16 protein-coding genes are annotated in these 17,041 nt (G+C 63.6%); 5 read left to right on the forward strand and 11 right to left on the reverse strand.

What is annotated here, in order from left to right:
* The first annotated feature begins 41 nt into the window (after window positions 1–41).
* Window positions 42–677 carry a CatB-related O-acetyltransferase gene (locus KIO76_RS00400; RefSeq protein ID WP_213320962.1) on the forward strand — a complete coding sequence of 212 codons (636 nt, stop codon included), beginning with the start codon at window positions 42–44 and terminating at the stop codon, window positions 675–677.
* Here the strand turns inward: KIO76_RS00400 and KIO76_RS00405 are convergent.
* The 3 genes from KIO76_RS00405 to aspS form a co-directional block, all read right to left on the reverse strand.
* The gene (locus tag KIO76_RS00405; RefSeq protein WP_213320963.1) at window positions 634–1,746 is read right to left on the reverse strand and encodes an acyltransferase family protein; all 1,113 of its coding nucleotides are present in this window, start codon (window positions 1,744–1,746) and stop codon (window positions 634–636) included. The two genes, KIO76_RS00400 and KIO76_RS00405, sit on opposite strands and share 44 nt — an antisense overlap.
* Before the next feature lie 110 nt (window positions 1,747–1,856).
* Window positions 1,857–2,753, reverse strand: coding sequence for a glycosyltransferase family 2 protein (locus KIO76_RS00410; RefSeq protein WP_213320964.1), 897 nt, complete (start codon window positions 2,751–2,753; stop codon window positions 1,857–1,859).
* A gap of 155 nt (window positions 2,754–2,908) precedes the next feature.
* Window positions 2,909–4,684 carry an aspartate--tRNA ligase gene (gene aspS / locus KIO76_RS00415; RefSeq protein WP_213320965.1) on the reverse strand — a complete coding sequence of 592 codons (1,776 nt, stop codon included), beginning with the start codon at window positions 4,682–4,684 and terminating at the stop codon, window positions 2,909–2,911.
* A gap of 131 nt (window positions 4,685–4,815) precedes the next feature.
* On the opposite strand from aspS, the gene rnd reads away from it, so the two are divergent.
* Complete coding sequence (rnd, locus tag KIO76_RS00420; protein ID WP_213320966.1) at window positions 4,816–5,961, forward strand: ribonuclease D; 1,146 nt, start codon at window positions 4,816–4,818, stop codon at window positions 5,959–5,961.
* 69 nt (window positions 5,962–6,030) lie between these two features.
* Here rnd and ppx read toward each other — a convergent pair whose 3' ends face one another.
* The 5 genes from ppx to KIO76_RS00445 all read right to left on the reverse strand — a co-directional run bounded on the left by ppx (window position 6,031) and on the right by KIO76_RS00445 (window position 12,451).
* Window positions 6,031–7,548 carry an exopolyphosphatase gene (ppx, locus tag KIO76_RS00425; protein ID WP_291976540.1) on the reverse strand — a complete coding sequence of 506 codons (1,518 nt, stop codon included), beginning with the start codon at window positions 7,546–7,548 and terminating at the stop codon, window positions 6,031–6,033.
* The gene (locus KIO76_RS00430) at window positions 7,538–9,775 is read right to left on the reverse strand and encodes an RNA degradosome polyphosphate kinase (RefSeq protein ID WP_502761868.1); all 2,238 of its coding nucleotides are present in this window, start codon (window positions 9,773–9,775) and stop codon (window positions 7,538–7,540) included. Before KIO76_RS00430 ends, ppx begins: the two co-directional genes overlap by 11 nt.
* 260 nt (window positions 9,776–10,035) lie before the next feature.
* Complete coding sequence (locus KIO76_RS00435) at window positions 10,036–10,716, reverse strand: P-loop NTPase family protein (protein ID WP_213320968.1); 681 nt, start codon at window positions 10,714–10,716, stop codon at window positions 10,036–10,038.
* Window positions 10,709–11,893, reverse strand: coding sequence for an AI-2E family transporter (locus tag KIO76_RS00440; protein ID WP_213324916.1), 1,185 nt, complete (start codon window positions 11,891–11,893; stop codon window positions 10,709–10,711). Before KIO76_RS00440 ends, KIO76_RS00435 begins: the two co-directional genes overlap by 8 nt.
* Window positions 11,894–11,920: 27 nt before the next feature.
* The gene (locus KIO76_RS00445; protein WP_213324917.1) at window positions 11,921–12,451 is read right to left on the reverse strand and encodes a CDP-alcohol phosphatidyltransferase family protein; all 531 of its coding nucleotides are present in this window, start codon (window positions 12,449–12,451) and stop codon (window positions 11,921–11,923) included.
* 242 nt (window positions 12,452–12,693) lie between these two features.
* On the opposite strand from KIO76_RS00445, the gene purM reads away from it, so the two are divergent.
* From purM to KIO76_RS00460, 3 genes are read left to right on the forward strand one after another with little or no spacing between them, the layout of a single operon-like run.
* On the forward strand, window positions 12,694–13,785 hold the full coding sequence (purM, locus tag KIO76_RS00450) for a phosphoribosylformylglycinamidine cyclo-ligase (RefSeq protein WP_213320969.1): 1,092 nt from the start codon (window positions 12,694–12,696) through the stop codon (window positions 13,783–13,785).
* A gap of 13 nt (window positions 13,786–13,798) precedes the next feature.
* Window positions 13,799–14,482 carry a phosphoribosylglycinamide formyltransferase gene (gene purN, locus KIO76_RS00455; RefSeq protein WP_213320970.1) on the forward strand — a complete coding sequence of 228 codons (684 nt, stop codon included), beginning with the start codon at window positions 13,799–13,801 and terminating at the stop codon, window positions 14,480–14,482.
* A 12-nt stretch (window positions 14,483–14,494) separates the two neighbouring features.
* Window positions 14,495–14,968 (forward strand): hypothetical protein, encoded by a 474-nt coding sequence (locus KIO76_RS00460; protein ID WP_213320971.1) that lies wholly within the window; start codon window positions 14,495–14,497, stop codon window positions 14,966–14,968.
* Here KIO76_RS00460 and KIO76_RS00465 read toward each other — a convergent pair.
* From KIO76_RS00465 to KIO76_RS00475, 3 genes are all read right to left on the reverse strand, one after another.
* On the reverse strand, window positions 14,958–15,308 hold the full coding sequence (locus KIO76_RS00465) for a hypothetical protein (protein ID WP_213320972.1): 351 nt from the start codon (window positions 15,306–15,308) through the stop codon (window positions 14,958–14,960). The genes KIO76_RS00460 and KIO76_RS00465 overlap by 11 nt on opposite strands.
* 325 nt (window positions 15,309–15,633) lie before the next feature.
* On the reverse strand, window positions 15,634–16,056 hold the full coding sequence (ndk, locus tag KIO76_RS00470) for a nucleoside-diphosphate kinase (protein WP_213320973.1): 423 nt from the start codon (window positions 16,054–16,056) through the stop codon (window positions 15,634–15,636).
* 129 nt (window positions 16,057–16,185) lie between these two features.
* Complete coding sequence (locus tag KIO76_RS00475; protein WP_213320974.1) at window positions 16,186–16,851, reverse strand: glutathione binding-like protein; 666 nt, start codon at window positions 16,849–16,851, stop codon at window positions 16,186–16,188.
* Window positions 16,852–17,041 lie beyond the last annotated feature (190 nt).

Genomic DNA, 17,041 nt, shown 5'->3' on the forward strand with positions numbered 1-17,041 from the left:
AGGAATGCGCTGGGAGCAAAGCAACAGGGGTGAGATCGTCGATGCGGCTTTTCGAGCGTCTGAGAGTGAACCGAAATCCGCACAACGAGACCCGCCTTCACCTCGAAAAGCTCATCCGCAAACATGGCGCAGCGATCGGGCCTTATTCCTACGGCCGGCCAAAGGTACGCTTCGCCGATTGGGGAGCGAGACTGACGATCGGGCCCTATTGCTCCATAGCCGATCAGGTGGAAATCATGCTCGGCGGCAATCATCGCGCCGATTTCGCGAGCACCTACCCCTTTTCCGCCTTCCCTGAGCAGTGGCCGGAGGCTCCCGGTGGCCTCGATCATCAAGGGCGGACTGGAGATGTGGTGATTGGCGCGGATGTCTGGATCGGCTCAGGCGCCCTCATCCTGCCCGGCGTGACGATTGGGCCGGGAGCCATCATCGCCGCCCGCGCGGTGGTCAGCCGCGACGTTCCGCCCTACGCCGTGGTGGCGGGTGTGCCGGGGCGGATCATGCGCAAACGGTTCGACGATGACACGATCGCCGCACTTGTGGACTGCGCCTGGTGGGAGCTGCCGCGCGACGATGTGGCGGCTCTCATTCCCCTACTTCAGAGTGGCGATGTCCACGCCCTCATCGCCGCCGTCAGGGCGCGACGGATGGAGCGTCCTGGCGGCGTCCGTGATTGAGAATACGAGCCTTGAGGCCGAGCGCCGGCTTCTCCACCAGATGCCAAGAGACCAACGCGACGAGGAGAGACAAGCCCATTGCGATGGGGAGCATCGCCTCAATGGGCATCTGAGGCGAGAAGGCCTGAAGGGTCTGCTGCACCGGCCAGCCGAGTAGATAGACGCCGTACGACAGATCTGTCTTCAGGTCGAAGGCCCGTGAGGACAGCCCGGGCGCAACTGCCAGCCAGATGATGCCGTATGCCCCCGCCATGAAATTGAGCGCCTTGTAGAAAGCGGTGTCCTGTGCAAGCCACGTCGCGCCCACGAGCATGAGCACGAGCCAGGAGGTGATCCGCACCTCATCGCGGTACAGGAAGAAGACCGCCCCCAGCCCGAACAGGAACGGCAGCCGGAGAGACGTCTGCACGGCCTTTCCGGCCTCCGGATCGAGCGCATCCAGGAGGACGATCGCGATGCCGAGTCCGGCGACGATGGCCAACGCGATACCGCGACGGCTCAGGCCGACGGTCACTCCGAAGACGAGCACGCCGAGATAGCACAGCACCTCATATTTCAGCGTCCAGACCGTGCCGAGCGGATAACGCAGGGGATTGTCCGCAAACACACCGGGCAGAAGGCCGGCGCTCTTGAAGGTGGTGAGCGTCGCGACGACGAAGCGGCCGACCTGCGGATCACGCCAGTAATCGGCGAAGCTCAAGGTGGTGATCACCGAGCCGAATGCCGCCATCGCGAGCGTCACGACAATGAAGGCCGGGGCGATGCGCAACGTGCGCGCGACGATGTAGTCGCGCCAGCCGCGCCGCGCGAAGCTCATGGTCACAAGGAAACCGGAGACCGTGAAAAAGCCATTGACCGCATACTCGCCCAGGCTGAAGCCGGTCGAGAGGTAAAAAGGCTCATGGCCGCCGGTCGAGACGCTGAAGGCGTGGGAGACCACCACGGCAAGCGCCAGGATGAGTCGCAATATGGAAAAGTTGTCGTAAGGGCGCGCAATGCAGTCCGCCAGAGTTGGCAGCTCGGCGAGCAGCCCCGGCCGGGCGGAGGACGTCGCGGTTGTCGAGGTCATTACGACTGCTATTCACCTGATGATACAGATATCGCCTGAAGGATGATCGTCGGCCTTGCTCTCGCCTCGGTCGCCGCGGGAAACACCCGGGACGACGCTCCAGGTAGAGTTCAAGGCCGCCGCGCCTCCTCCCTGCTCGGAAGCCCTTGATAAGCCAGCGCGTCGGCTCCACGCAAGGCGGCGATAGCCCCCGCCGCCGATCCGCCGTAGCGCGCCATGCGACCGCGATGGAACAGCAACGCGGCTCCCAGCCACTTCAGCGCGTTCTTGAAGGCCATCGCCGGCGCCGGATTCGGCAAGCCGTACTTACGGCTGACGTAGGCGCGCGACCAGGCCTGATGCCAGCGGCCGCGAAAGATGCGTCCCGGCGCCGGGGCGCTGGAACGACCGCGCCCATGGCGCGCCACCGCTCCGGCTACATGGATAAGAGAATGGCCGGCATCCGCCACGCGCCGGCAGAGGTCATCATCCTCGTAAAACAGGAAGATGCGCGGGTCGAAGCCGCCGAGCCCAAGGAAGAGCTCGCGGCGCATGAGGAAAACTGCCCCCGACAGGAAGGGGGTGCAGCAATCGCCCTCCGGTAAGCGTTCAATACCCGCGGGATTGTGAAGATACGGGGCGAGTAGCGAGCGCGGCTGGAAGAAGTGGCGCCCATCCGGCTCGATCAGGACGGGCGCGAGAAGGCCGGCGTCGGGATAGCGCTCCGCGGCCTTCAGAAGCGCTGCCGCGGCTCCCTCTTCGAGGATCACGTCCGGGTTGATAATCAGGACAAAGGGCGTAAGGGCCGCAGCGACACCGCGGTTATTCGCGCGCCCATAGCCTTCATTGAGCGGATTGCGAATGACCTCGGCGCCAAGGCGCCCCGCCACCTCGGCGGAGCCATCGGCGCTCGCATTGTCGACCACGACCGCCGGCACGCCCTCCCGCGCCAAGGCGCCGAGACAATCCGGCAAGGCATGGGCGCTGTCGAAGGCGACGACGACGGCGGTAACGGGGGCGATCCGCATCTATGGCTCCCGTCCAGCGCGCAAACGCCGCTCATCCCTCCCCCGCGAGGGAGGGTACTCCGCGAAGCGGAGGGGGTGGGAAAAAGCCTCGGCACCCCACCCGGCTCCGCGATCCGCGCGGATCGACCCTCCCCCGAAAGGGAGGGATGGAATCCTCACTTCTGGTCCGGCAGGTTGAGCCGGATGTGGAGTTCCCGCAACTGCTTCGCCGAGACATCGGACGGGGCGCCCATGGTGAGGTCGAGCGCCTGCTGGTTCATGGGGAACAGCGAGATCTCGCGCAGATTGGTCACGCCGCAGAGCAGCATGACGATGCGATCGACGCCCGCCGCCATGCCACCGTGGGGAGGCGCGCCGTACTGGAAGGCACGGTACATGCCGCCGAAGCGCTCGACCACCGTGTCCTCGCCATAGCCGGCGATCTCGAAGGCCTTCACCATGGCATCGGGGCGATGATTGCGGATGCCGCCCGAGGCGATCTCATAGCCGTTGCAGGCGATGTCGTACTGGAACGCGTTGATCGTCAGGGGGTCCCGCGTCTGAAGGGCCTCCAAGCCGCCTTGGGGCATCGAGAAGGGATTGTGGGAGAAATCGACCTTCTTCTCGTCCTCGTTCCACTCGTACATCGGGAAATCGACGATCCAGGCGAGCTCGAATCGATCGTGGTCGACGAGGTTCAGGTCCTCACCTACCTTCGTGCGCGCGGCTCCGGCGAACTTAACGAATTTGGCCGGGTCACCCGCGACGAAGAAGGCGGCATCGCCATCCTTCAGGCCGAGCTGAGCCTTGATGGCAGCAGTGCGCTCCGGTCCGATGTTGTTGGCGATGGGACCCGCGCCCTCCCCGCCTTCCCGCCACATGATGTAGCCGAGACCGGGCTGGCCCTCACCCTGCGCCCAGGCGTTCATGCGGTCGCAGAACGCGCGTGAACCGCCGCCGGGACCGGGGATCGCCCAGACTTCATTCTTCTCATCCTCGAGCATGCGCGCGAAGACCTTGAAGCCCGAGCCGCGGAAGTGCTCGGAGACATTCTGCATGACGAGCGGGTTACGCAGATCCGGCTTGTCCGAACCGTATTTGCGCAGGGCCTCGGCATAGGGAATGCGCGGCCAGTTGTGCGTGACGGGCTTGCCCTCGGCGAAGTCCTCGAAGACGCCCGTTATGACCGGCTCCATGGCCGCGAAGACGTCCTCCTGCGTCACGAAGCTCATCTCGAGGTCGAGCTGGTAGAACTCGCCCGGCAGACGATCGGCGCGCGGGTCCTCGTCACGGAAGCAGGGCGCGATCTGGAAATAGCGATCGAAGCCCGACATCATGATGAGCTGCTTGTACTGCTGCGGCGCCTGCGGCAGGGCATAGAACTTGCCGGGATGGAGCCGCGACGGCACCAGGAAGTCACGCGCGCCCTCGGGCGAGGACGCCGTCAGGATCGGCGTCTGGAATTCGAAGAAACCTTGATCCTTCATGCGGCGGCGCATCGAGTCGATGATGGCGCCACGCGTCATGATGTTCTTGTGCAGCTTCTCGCGGCGCAGGTCGAGGAAGCGATATTTGAGGCGTGTCTCCTCCGGAAACACTTGGTCGCCGAAAACCTGCAGCGGCAATTCGGCGGCCGGGCCAAGAACCTCGATCTCGCTGACATAGACCTCGACATCGCCGGTCGGCAGCTCTGCGTTCTCCGTGCCGGCGGGGCGCGCACGAACGAGGCCATCGATTCGCACCACCCATTCGGCGCGCAGCGCTTCCGCCGCCTTGAAGGCCGGCGAATCCGGATCGATGACGGCCTGCGTCAGTCCATAGTGGTCGCGCAGGTCGATGAACAGCACGCCGCCGTGGTCGCGGATGCGGTGGCACCAGCCCGACAGGCGGACCTTTTCACCAATGTCGGTCCCGCGGAGCGCGCCGCAGGTGTGAGAACGATAGCGATGCATGGCGAGACCGCCCAGGGATGAGCGGGGCTCCTGCGGCCCCGCGATTTCAAAGGCCGGAAAAACCCATGAGATGCGCTTCTTGTCAAGGATGAGCGCGACAAATGCGCCTGTCTCGGTTATAGCGCGGTTTCATGGATCTGATCGACTCAACAGAAATGCTGCAGGCCGCCTGTGACAGGCTCCGCCAGCACCCCTTCGTCACCGTGGACACCGAGTTCCTGCGGGAGACGACCTTTTACTCAAAGCTCTGCCTGATCCAGCTGGCGAGCCCGGACGAGGCCATCCTGGTCGACCCGCTGGCGCCGGAGATCGACCTCTCCCCATTTTTCGCGCTGATGGCGGATCAGACGACCGTCAAGGTCTTTCATTCCGCGCGCCAGGATGTGGAAATCATCTGGCAGAAGGGCGGCGTCATCCCCTGCCCTCTGTTCGACACCCAGGTCGCGGCCATGGTCTGCGGCTACGGCGACTCGGTCTCTTACGAGCAGCTCGCCAACGACATCGCCAAGGCGCGCATCGACAAGACCTCGCGCTTCACGGACTGGTCGCATCGGCCGCTCAGTGAGCAACAGCTCGCCTATGCCCTCTCCGACGTGACCCATCTGCGCACGCTCTACCGCTCCCTCGCCGACGAGCTGGCCAAGACCGGCCGAGAAAGCTGGGTCGAGGAAGAAATGGCTGTGCTGACCTCGCCGGCGACCTACGAGATGAAACCGGAGAATGCGTGGACGCGTCTGCGGGGACGGGTGAAGAAGACGCGTGACCTCGCGGTTCTGATGGAGGTGGCGGCCTGGCGCGAGCAGGAGGCCCAGAGCCGCGACGTGCCGCGCTCACGGGTCATGAAGGACGACAGTCTCATCGACATCGCGACCCATGCGCCACGCTCAGCGGAGGCCCTCGGCCACCTGCGCTCCGTCCCCAATGGTTTCGAGCGTTCGCGCGGCGGCGCGGACGTCCTCGCGGCTATCGAGCGCGGGCTCGCGCGGGATCCCAAGACCGTCCCCTCGCTGGAGAAGCCGCGCGGCAAGACGACAAACGGTGCTGTGCTCGAGATGCTGAAGGTGCTGTTGAAAGCTGTGGCAGAAAAGGAGCGTGTCGCACCGAAGATCCTCGCGACGGTCGATGACCTCGAAGCCATCGCCGGCAGCGATCACGCCGACGTTCCAAGCTTGCGCGGCTGGCGCTACGAGCTGTTCGGCGAGCGAGCCATCGCGCTCAAACATGGCCGTCTAGCGCTCTCGATCGAGCGGGGCCGCGTGGTCACCTTCGAGCGCTGACGCCGGTCAGATCCCTCCCATTCACGGCGGGGAGATGCGCAGACGGACAGGCTGTCACCTTCCTGTCCCCTATTTGCCGGTGACGACCGCAGGCTGGCAGCCGATCAGCCGCGCGAGCTGCTTCACACGGCCTTGCAGCTTTTCATTCGCAAGATCCATCAAATCCGCCGGGACATGCAATTGCAGCTTTTGATGGCTGAGGGTGAGCGGCATCCGCGGCAAGGTGCCAGGCATGGCAGCGGAGGCAATATAGGCAATCCGCATGGCGCCAGCCAGAATGCGGGCACGGTCCATGAGACGTGTCGTCATCAGCTCGCGCAGGCGAAAACCAAAGTCCACTGACAGGCCGATATGGCGCAGGGCGACCGCGAGAGCGATATAAGCCCTGCCGGGATGATCGATACCGACGAAGGCGGCCTGGGATATCGCATCCATGCTCTGGTCGCCGCGGTAGTCCGGATGCGAGCGCCAGCTGATATCGGAGAGGAGGCATGCCGTGTGCCGCAGCCGCTTCTCATCCGCCGTCTCGTCGATATGGAGCGACTTCATTAATCGGTCGGTCCAGACGATAAGCTCTTCGGCATGGGCAGGTGAGCGCGAGCGCAGACAGTTGATCTCGCGGGCAGCATAAAGCAGGGGATCGACAATACGACTGTCGGTGTCCAGGCGGGTATGCAGCAGCCCTTCCCGCACGCCTGCCGCCGAGATCACGATCTCCTTGGGTTTACCCCGCCGCACGATCTCCTCGAGCACGAGCGCGCCATAAGCGAGAAGCGGCTGGCGGGCATCGGAGACAGCGTCGATATCGCTCAAGGCCTCGACGCCGGTGCGCTCGATGATCTTGGCGAATTCGATAGCCTCGCCTGCCGTCAGCGTATAGCCGTGCAGCACGTGCAGGGGATAGCCCTTCTGTCCCATGTGGAGCCGCGCCAGCGCCCGCCACGTCCCGCCGACGGCATAGAACGACCGGCCGCGCAGCCCATCAAGCGGTCCGGCGCTCAGGAGTGCCTGACGCACGACCTTCTTCGCCTTGCGGACCGACCCTCCCGACACGTCGCGGAGATTGAGCCCGCCTATGGGCAGGGTGATGCCATCAGCGAGCGCCCTGCCCTTGACATTGATCAGCTCGAGGCTGCCACCGCCAAGGTCACCGACGACGCCGTCCGGCTTGTGGAAGCTGGATATAACGCCATAAGCGGAGAGTTCCGCCTCCTCCCGGCCCGACAGCAACTCGACCGAGTGCCCGATGGCCTCCTCTGCCGCCGTGAGGAACGCGGGGCCATTCGTCGCATCCCGCGCCGCCGCTGTGGCCAGCACATGGACAGACGAAATCTGCATATGCGCGCAAATAACCCGGAAACGACGCAGAGCCCTCAGCGCCTTGGTCATGGCGCCTTCATCGAGCTTGCCCGTCAGCGCAACATTGTGACCGAGCCCGCACAGGACCTTTTCGTTGAAAAGAGGCGTCGGCGCGGGGGTCAGACCATCATAGGCAACGAGACGGACGGAGTTGGAACCGATATCAACGATGGCGACCGGCTCCAGGGACCTGCGCAAGCCAGTCGCGATCGCTCGGTCAGCGGTCACCTCGCCCGGACTTCTTGGCGAGGGTACGTGGGCGGGAGTCTTTGAGGGATTTTCCACGTCCGGATAAGCTCGGGTTCGTCATGAAATATTGATGGGCGTTGAAATGCAGCTCGTTCGCCGCAGGCTTCACACGCTGGCTGGTCCCATCCGGTAGAATGGTCCAGCTCTGCTCGTTATCGAGCAGATTCGCCAAGAGGATCTGGTCGAGGATCTGTTGATGCACCGTCTCGTTCGTTATTGGACATAGGCATTCCACTCGCCGATCGAGGTTGCGCGGCATCAAGTCCGCAGACGATACATACAAGTGCGCTTGCGGATGCGGCAACCCATGGCCGTTGCCGAATGCGTAGATTCGGCTGTGTTCGAGGAAGCGGCCCACAATCGATTTCACCCGGATGTTCTCCGAGAGGCCCTTTAGTCCCGGCCGCAGGCAGCAGATCCCCCGCACCACAAGATCGATCTGCACGCCGGCGGAGCTCGCCTCATAGAGTGCGTCGATGATCACCGGGTCGACCAACGAATTGCATTTTCCCCAGATCGCGGCTGGGCGACCGGCCTTCGCGTGTTCGATCTCTTCTGCGATGTGCTGCAGGATACGCGGCTTCAGCGTCACCGGAGATACCGCCATACGCTCAAGACCCGCCGGCTCCGCATAGCCGGTGATGTAGTTGAAGATCCGCCCCACGTCGCGCGCGATGACCGGATCGGCGGTGAAGAACGACAGGTCCGTATAGATACGGGCGGTGACGGGGTGATAGTTGCCCGTGCCGACATGGCAGTAGGTCACGAGCTGGTTGCCCTCGCGCCGCACCACGGACGAGAGCTTGGCATGGGTCTTCAACTCGATGAAGCCGAAGACGACCTGGACGCCGGCGCGCTCCAGATCGCGTGCCCAACGTATATTGGCTTCTTCATCAAAGCGCGCCTTGAGTTCGACGAGCGCCGTGACCGACTTGCCGGCCTCGGCCGCCTCGGCGAGCGCCTTGACGATCGGCGAATTTGAGGATGTGCGATAGAGCGTCTGCTTGATGGCGACCACGTCGGGATCGCGTGCGGCCTGCTGCAGAAATTGCACGACCACGTCGAAGGACTCGTAGGGGTGGTGGACGACGATGTCCTTTTCGCGGATTGCCGCGAAGCAATCGCCGGCGTGCTCCCGGATGCGCTCGGGGAAGCGTGGATTATAGGGCTTGAACTTCAGATCGGGCCGTTCCAGCGAGACCAGCTGGCTCAATTCGTTCAGGGCGGGCATGCCCTCCACGAGGAAGACCGCGTCCTGCTCGATCTTGAGCTCCTTCACGACGAACGCCCGCAGCGAGTCAGGCATCGTCGAGTCGATTTCCAGCCGGATGACGCTGCCGCGGCGACGCTGCTTCAGCGCCGTTTCGAACAGGCGAACAAGGTCCTCAGCCTCTTCCTCGACCTCGATGTCGCTGTCGCGGATCACCCGGAACCCGCCGCCGCCGGTCACGGTGTAACCAGGGAAGAGCCGCGACGTGAACATCACGATCAGCTGCTCGAGCGTAACGAAGCGCGCGGCACCGGTTTCTGCGAAATCCGGCAGCCGCACGAAGCGCTCGACCTTGTTCGGGACGCGGATCAGCGCATTGAGGGCGCGGTTGTCGCTCTGCCGGAACAATGAAAGGGCGATCGAAAAGCCGAGATTGGGAATGAAAGGAAACGGATGGGCGGGATCGACCGCGAGCGGTGTCAAGATCGGGAAGATATGGTCGAGGAAGTAATCCCCCAGCCAGGCCCATTCGGCTTTCGTCAGGTTCTCGCCATCGACGAGGATGATCCCGTTCAGGAGGAGATCGTCGCGCAGTTCCCGCCAGCGCTGCTGCTGGTCGTTCGCCAGCGAGGAGACCTCATTGCCGATCTGCGCGAGCTGCTCTGCGGGTGTCAGGCCATCCTGAGATGCCATCTGGACGCCAGAACGCACCTGACCGCGCAGACCCGCCACGCGAACCATGAAGAACTCATCGAGATTATTCGCCGAGATCGACAGGAAGCGCAGACGCTCGAGCAGCGGGTGGCTCGGATTTGATGCCTCCTCGAGAACGCGGCGGTTGAACTGAAGCCACGACAGCTCGCGATTGATGAAGCGGGCGGGTGAGTAGCGAAGGTCGCTGGTGGGCGCTGCTCCGCTTTTCTTCGAAACCGCCTCGACTGCTGGTGTCTCATGGACCGCCTTGTCCTCGACCGCATCGCCGACACCATCGGCAATGGCGTTGGCTTGGCCCCGCTTATATTCTGACTCGACGCTCACCACAGCCTCCACCGGCTCCACACGCATTTGGGTATCGATTGTCCCAAGACTGCGCGACGTTTCCAAGACATTTGAATCCAAGGTATCCGGATCCGCGATGTCTGACCGAACGTTGACGGTTGATCGAGCCGTCCTGCCGGCGGGGTTATTCGGCGTCTGTGTACGCCGTCTTTGCGTTTTCTTTTGAAGCGGTTTCTTGCGCACCGGAGGTTTTCGCATCAGGGCATACCCTGCAGCACCGCATTGGCCATCACCCGCGTAATCCGCCGTCCCCGGCTGAGCGCCTCATGGTCGAGCGCGGCGATGATCCTCTGCGCGGCCGCGAAAGAACGTTCCATGCGTGTCACTAGTGTTTCGATGACCCCTGCGTCGACCATCAGTTGCCTGTCCACCATCAGCTTCACGAGCACCGCCCGCAGCAACGCATCGTCAGGGGAACCCATTTCTGCCAGGGTGGCAAGGCGCAGTCGGGAGAGAAGGTCGGGCACGGACAATCCCCACGCTCCCGGCAAGCTGCGCGCGGTCAACAGAGCATGCCCCCGCGTCCGCATGACGTTGAGGAGATGGAACAGCGCGTGCTCGTCAACCAGGCCCCTGTCGCAATCCTCCACGAGGATGGCCTGCGGCTTGGCGGCCAGCAGGGTCTCTTCGAGGCTGCTTTCATCGAGATCGCTCGCCCGGACGACCATTGCCCCGCTGCGCTCGCGCCAGATGGCGGCCAGGTGGCTCTTGCCCGAACCTTCCGGCCCGACCAGCAACACGACGGGATCGGGCCAGTGCGGCCATGCCTCGACAAGGCTGAAGGCCGCAGTATTTGCAGGGCCGACCAGGAAGTCCTCAGCGCCCTGACGCGGCTCGACAGGCAGATCTAGCGGCAGTTGGCGCGGCGTCTCAAACATCCGGATCTGAACTCTTGCGTGGCTTGACCGCCGTCGTCCTGCCGTCAGCCGAACTGGTCACCGAAAGAACGGGTCCATGCTGCAGTTCGCTCGTTTCCTCCGCCGAGAGAACCAGACGCCGCGAATCATAGAACGGACTTTTCAGATATTGGCGCAGAGCAAACCTCATCAGGACGCCGATCGCGGCAGCAATCGGGACCGCGAGGAGAAGCCCGAGGAAGCCGAACAGCGATCCAAATGCCAGCAGCGCAAACATCAGCCACACGGGATGCACACCAACCGCGTCACCGACCAATTTCGGGGAGAGGATGTTGCCCTCCACGAACTGCCCGAAGAAGAAGATCGCGAAGGTCGCGGCGATCATCGTCCAGTCCGGCCAGAACTGAACAATGGCGACACCCCCGGAAAGCACGAGCCCCGTGAGCGAGCCAACGTAAGGAATGAAGGTCAGGATACCGCTGACGAGACCGATCAACACACCGAAATTGAGGCCGACAAAGGAAAGACCGACCGCGTAGAAGGTGCCGAGAATGATGCAGACGAGGGCCTGACCGCGCAGGAACCCGGCGATGGCCCGATCCATCTCCCTCGCCAGCTCCCGGATCGTCGCCACATGGCGCCGGGGCAGCCAGTTGTCGACCTTGTCGACCATCCGATCCCAGTCCACCAGGAGATAGAACGCGACGACAGGCGTGATGACGAGCAGCGAGAAGATGCCGACGACGGCCTGGCCGCCCGACCACAATGACTGCAGGAACGTCCCGAACCAGCTCGCGGCTTGGGTCATGATGTTGCCAAGCGAGCTCTCCACGTCCCGGATCGCGTCCGGGCCTCCAAAACGCTCGATGATCGGGCCACCATGCTCGACGGCCAATTGCTGGAGGCGGCCAACCGTCGCCGGGAGCTTGGCGACGAAAGCCGCGAGCTGGTTGGCAGCGATCGGAACGATCAGCATCAGCGCGAGGATGAAGAACAGGACGAAAAGGCAGAGGATCGCGATCGTAGCCGGCAACCGCCCGATTCCGAGGCGTTCGAAGCGGTCGGCCAGGGGATCGAGCAGATAGGCGAGAGCAAGCCCCGCGACAAAGGGCAACAGAATTCCGCGCAGAAGAATGAGCGCCAGAATGGCGACAGCGAGCGCCGTTAGCCAGAACCCGACCTGCCGCTGAAAGCTCATCACGCACCCATATCCAATGCCCGCCGCCTATTTCGCCATATGGCGCAACCACACTGCGAGATAGGCGCCAGCTGACGCCAGCGTCAAGCAGGCGACGGCAATCATCAAGATATCGATCAACGGTCCCCAGTCTAATCCAAAGCCACGTGAGCCAAGAACGATAGCAGCGAGAGCGATTTGCAGCCCTGTATTCAGCTTGCTCACGATCAGCGGTCTGATCTCGACCGGCCGGCTCATGAGCCAGGATACGATCACCGCCATCAGGATCATCACGTCGCGCGACACCACCAGGATCGCGAGCCAGCCCGGCAGCACTCCAACGATCGCCAGGGCGACATAGATCGAGACGAGAAGCGCCTTGTCTGCAAGCGCGTCGATATACGCCCCGAGCTCGCTCTTCATATCGAAGCGCCGCGCGATAAACCCATCCACGGCATCAGACACACCGGCGACGACAAAAAGTGTGAAAGCGGCCTGCCAGCGTTCCGCGCCGATCATGGCGATGACCACAGGGACAAGCAGCAAACGTGCAATGGTGATAAAATTGGGCAGCGTCATCATGAATGCAGCCAGATCCGCGCAAGCATGAACGGTAAGACGGGAGCCTCACCTCCCAACCGGTAATCTAAGGTGCAAGTGCGGCCAGTGCGAGGGTCTATGCAGCGCGCGCGCAGGCTGCCGCACCGGCCAATCTCCCCGGGCCCTCTTGCGTGGACGACGCAGGCGTCGTACTCGCGAGGAATGCTGCCGGCTCCCTGCCGGCGCGTGACACATTCCGTCCGAGTTGCGAGATGCCCGACATGCCCCAGCCGCCCGAGAACCGGTCGAAGAACGGATTGACCTATGCCGAGGCGGGCGTCGACATCGACGCCGGCAATGCCATGGTCGAGGCGATCAAGCCGCTGGTGCGCTCCACCCGACGGCCAGGCGCTGACGGGGAGATAGGCGGCTTCGGGGGCCTCTTTGACCTCAAGGCGGCCGGATTTAAGGATCCCATCCTCGTCGCCGCGAACGATGGTGTCGGCACGAAGGTGAAGATAGCCATCGAGACCGGGATCAACGACACGGTCGGCATCGACCTCGTGGCGATGTGCGTCAACGATCTCGTCGTGCAGGGCGCCGAGCCCCTGTTTTTCCTGGACTACTATGCCACTGGCCGGCTCGATCCAGCCGTCGGCACGGCGATCGTCGCGGGCATCGCGGAGGGCTGCCGACAGGCCGGCTGTGCGCTGATCGGCGGCGAGACAGCGGAGATGCCGGGTGTTTATTCCGGCACGGATTACGATCTCGCCGGTTTTGCCGTCGGCGCCGCCGAGCGTGGCGGGCTCCTGCCGCGCGGCGACGTCGCGCCCGGCGATGTCATCATCGGACTGGCGTCCTCCGGCGTGCATTCCAACGGCTTCTCGCTGGTGCGCAAGGTGGTCTCGCTGACCGGCCTCAATTGGGATGCGCCCGCGCCCTTCGCCCCGGGCAAGACCCTAGGCGAAGCATTGCTGGCGCCAACGCGCATCTACGTGAAAGGCTTGATCGCGGCGCTGAAGGAAACGGATGCGATCAAGGCTCTCGCCCATATCACCGGCGGCGGCTTTCCCGACAACATCCCGCGCGTGCTGCCCGAGGGCGTCGCCGCACGGCTCGATCTCGATACGATCACTGTTCCCCCGGTCTTCGGGTGGCTCGCGGCCGAAGGAGGCATCGCGGAGGCGGAGATGCTGCGCACCTTCAACTGCGGTGTCGGCATGATCGTCGTTGTCCCGGCGACCGCGAAGGAGGAGGCGCTGGCCTCGCTTGCCCGACAGGGCGAGGCGCCGTTCGTGCTTGGAGAAATCATACCGGCCGGCGAGGACGCGCCGCGCGTGACGACGACGGGCAGCCTGCGGTACGGGCGGTAGGATTGAAAAGGCAATGACGTCAGGAACGACTGGGCAGCCAACGCCCACCCGCCTCAGGACGGCCGTCTTCATTTCGGGGCGCGGCTCGAACATGACAGCATTGGTCGAGGCCGCCCACTCGCCCGGTTTTCCTGCCGAGATCACTCTCGTGCTCTCCAATCGCGCTGACGCGGCCGGGCTCGCCTATGCGAGCGAAGCCGGCATAGCGACAGCGGTGGTGGACCACAAGCCTTTCAAGGGCGACCGCGAGGCCTTCGAGCGCGCGATTGATGCGGTGCTTGCCGAACATGGGGTGCAACTCGTCTGCCTCGCCGGCTTCCTCCGCGTGCTGACGCCCTGGTTCGTCACCCGTTGGGCTGGGCGCCTCATCAATATCCACCCCTCCCTGCTGCCGGCGTTCCGGGGGCTCGACACACATGCGCGGGCGCTCGCGGCAAACGTCCGCCTGCACGGCTGCACGGTCCACTTTGTGACGCCCGAACTGGACGACGGCCCCGTTATCGCGCAGGCAGCCGTGCCGATCCTGGAAGGCGACAATCCGGAGACGCTCGCCAAGCGTGTGCTCGTTCAAGAACATGTGATCTATCCGGCAGCGCTCGCCCACGTCGCGTCAGGCCGGGCAAAGCTGGTGGATGGCCGCGTGGTGCTCGCCGACGACGCGACACGGCCCGATGCCGTGCTGGTGGTGCCGTCGTAAGCTGCGCGAGCGATGTACAGGGTCCGCACGCCGGGTTACAAGAAAAACGATCCCATCAAGCGCTGGGCTCTCCCAGATCGCGTATTCTTCGCCTGTGGCGCGTGCCATATCCTGGCCTATGCCTTCCTCGAGCGCTATAGCCGACCGGACATGGCCGCGGTGTGGCTAAAACCCGATGCCGGATACACGGGCAACCACATCGTCATCGCGACTGCAGACTGGATTTTTGACTACCACGGCTACGCGCGCCGGGACGCGTTTCTCGCCCACACGTTCCGTCGCGCGCGACATTTCTGGCCCGGCTGGGACGCCCGCCTCGTTACGCTCCCGCAAGGCGTCCTGATTTCGGAAGCGCAATCACGAGCCTACGAGGGGCTTTGGCTGCGCGAACCGCAGCAGTTCCTCCATGACGCACTGCCGCGAGCACGCCGCTATCTCACGCGTTTCGCACCGCCTCCGGCGCCGGCGTCACCGCTCAGCGCTTGACGTTGCAAGCCGCCAAGGCCGCTTCAGCCTTCGGGCGTGTCACGTCGCTGAAGTAACCTGTGCGGCGGAAGGCGTTGAACTCATCCGGGGACATCCCCGCCGTCACGCGCCTCGCATAGCAGCCACAGCGGTCGGCGTAGTTGTCGCGCTGCGAGGTCGCGGTCTGCCACTGCGTCACGACGCAGGCATCGAGGATCGACGTGCGGATTTCATCCTCGGACATCGTGGCATAGCTCGCTCCCGCGGTGCCCGACGGCGGCCTGCCGCCGGCGTGAGCGGAACAGGCAACAGCCAAAGACATCGCGCAACCGACCACCGCAACGGTCAAGACACGGATCATGATCCCCACCCTCGTCCTTGAGCGGCAAGCCAGAGCTCCCCGGCGACGGCCGCAAGCGTAACTTACAAAAGTTGATGAGAATTTGCTTGGCGGCATTCGCCCACGAAAGCATCCCGAAGCTTGGGAGCGCCCGCCGGTGCCAACCGTGCTGAAAAGGCGAGAGTCCGCGTCTAGTAAAGTCGCGGACTAGGGCCAGGCGAACGCCTGGGGTAAAGAGGAGATAGCAAGTCCGTCTGTCGCAGACTTGCTCCGCCCAGGAAGCTGCCGGCAAATCGACGGCTTGGATAGAAATACCCCTGTCCAAGCCGGATTGGCTCCGGGCAGATCAGCCGACGATGTCGTTTCCGGAAAAGAACTGCGCGATCTCGACAGCCGCCGTCTCAGGCGCGTCAGAGCCATGCACGGTGTTCTCGCCCACTGAGAGCGCGAACTGCTTGCGGATGGTGCCCTCGGCGGCATTGGCCGGATTGGTCGCCCCCATGACCTCGCGGTACTTGGCGATGGCGTTCTCGCCCTCGAGCACCTGCACGATAACAGGGCCGGAGGTCATGAAGGAAACGAGCTCACCGAAGAAGGGACGCTCCTTGTGGACCGCGTAGAAAGTCTCGGCCTGCTGCGTGGTCATCTGGATGCGGCGCTGGGCGACGATCCGCAGGCCGGCGGCCTCGATGACGGCGTTGACAGCGCCTGTCAGGTTGCGGGCGGTGGCGTCGGGTTTCAGAATGGAGAAGGTGCGCTCAAGGGCCATTGTTTCATCATCGGTTGTGCGTTGCAGCGATGGCGCGGCTTATAGCGAGGCAAGGCCGCCGAAACAAGCTGGCTGAATGATCTTCACAGCATCACTTTCGATCGCGGCGGACGACCGCGAAGCTACCCTTCAGCCGTCCTGCTCGCCGCGCTTGCGCCCGTCAGCCCCGATCGCTAGCGCCCGTTGCACCGCTGGACGTGCCTTGATGGCCATCAGCCAACGCTTGATAGCCGGGAAACGCTCGATATCGATGCCTTGGCGATCCCACAGCTTGACCCAGCCGAAACTCGCAATGTCGGCGATCGTGTAGTCCTCGCCGGCGAGATAAGCGTGCTGGGACAGGCGACGGTCGAGCACCGTGTAGAGCCGCTCGACTTCCGCCGTGAAGCGATCGATGGCATACGGGATCTTCTCAGGAGCATAGATACGGAAATGGTGGGCTTGACCCGCCATCGGCCCAAGGCCTGCCACCTGCCAGAACAGCCACTCGTCAACGGCCACCCGCTGGCGTTCGTCACGTGGATAGAACTGGCCGCTCTTGTCCCCGAGGTAGCGCAGGATCGCGCCAGATTCGAAGATCGAGATGGGTTCGCCGCCCGGTCCATCTGGATCGATGATGGCGGGAATTTTGTTGTTAGGCGCGATCGCCAGAAACTCTTCCCGAAATTGCTCGCCTTTGCCGATGTGAACCGGACGAACCACATAGGGAAGCCCGCATTCTTCGAGCATGATCGTAATCTTCCAGCCGTTTGGAGTCGGCCAATAAAAGACCTCGATCGGTTTAGGGTCGCTCATGAAAGCTCCATCCGGCCTGCTGCCCCTCTCGCGACAGCACCATGAGAAAACCTATGCCTATCGCGAAACGATACCAAGTGGGATAGCGCACAATTGCGCCACAAGCATTAATATGAGGTGCTCCGCGGCGTTCAATTGCTGTTCAGCTAACGGAGCGCAACCTGCCGGCGGTGCATTGGGGGTAACCTGA

It is taken from the genome of Chelatococcus sp. YT9 (genome assembly GCF_018398315.1).
In the GTDB taxonomy this organism is placed as follows: Bacteria; Pseudomonadota; Alphaproteobacteria; order Rhizobiales; family Beijerinckiaceae; genus Chelatococcus.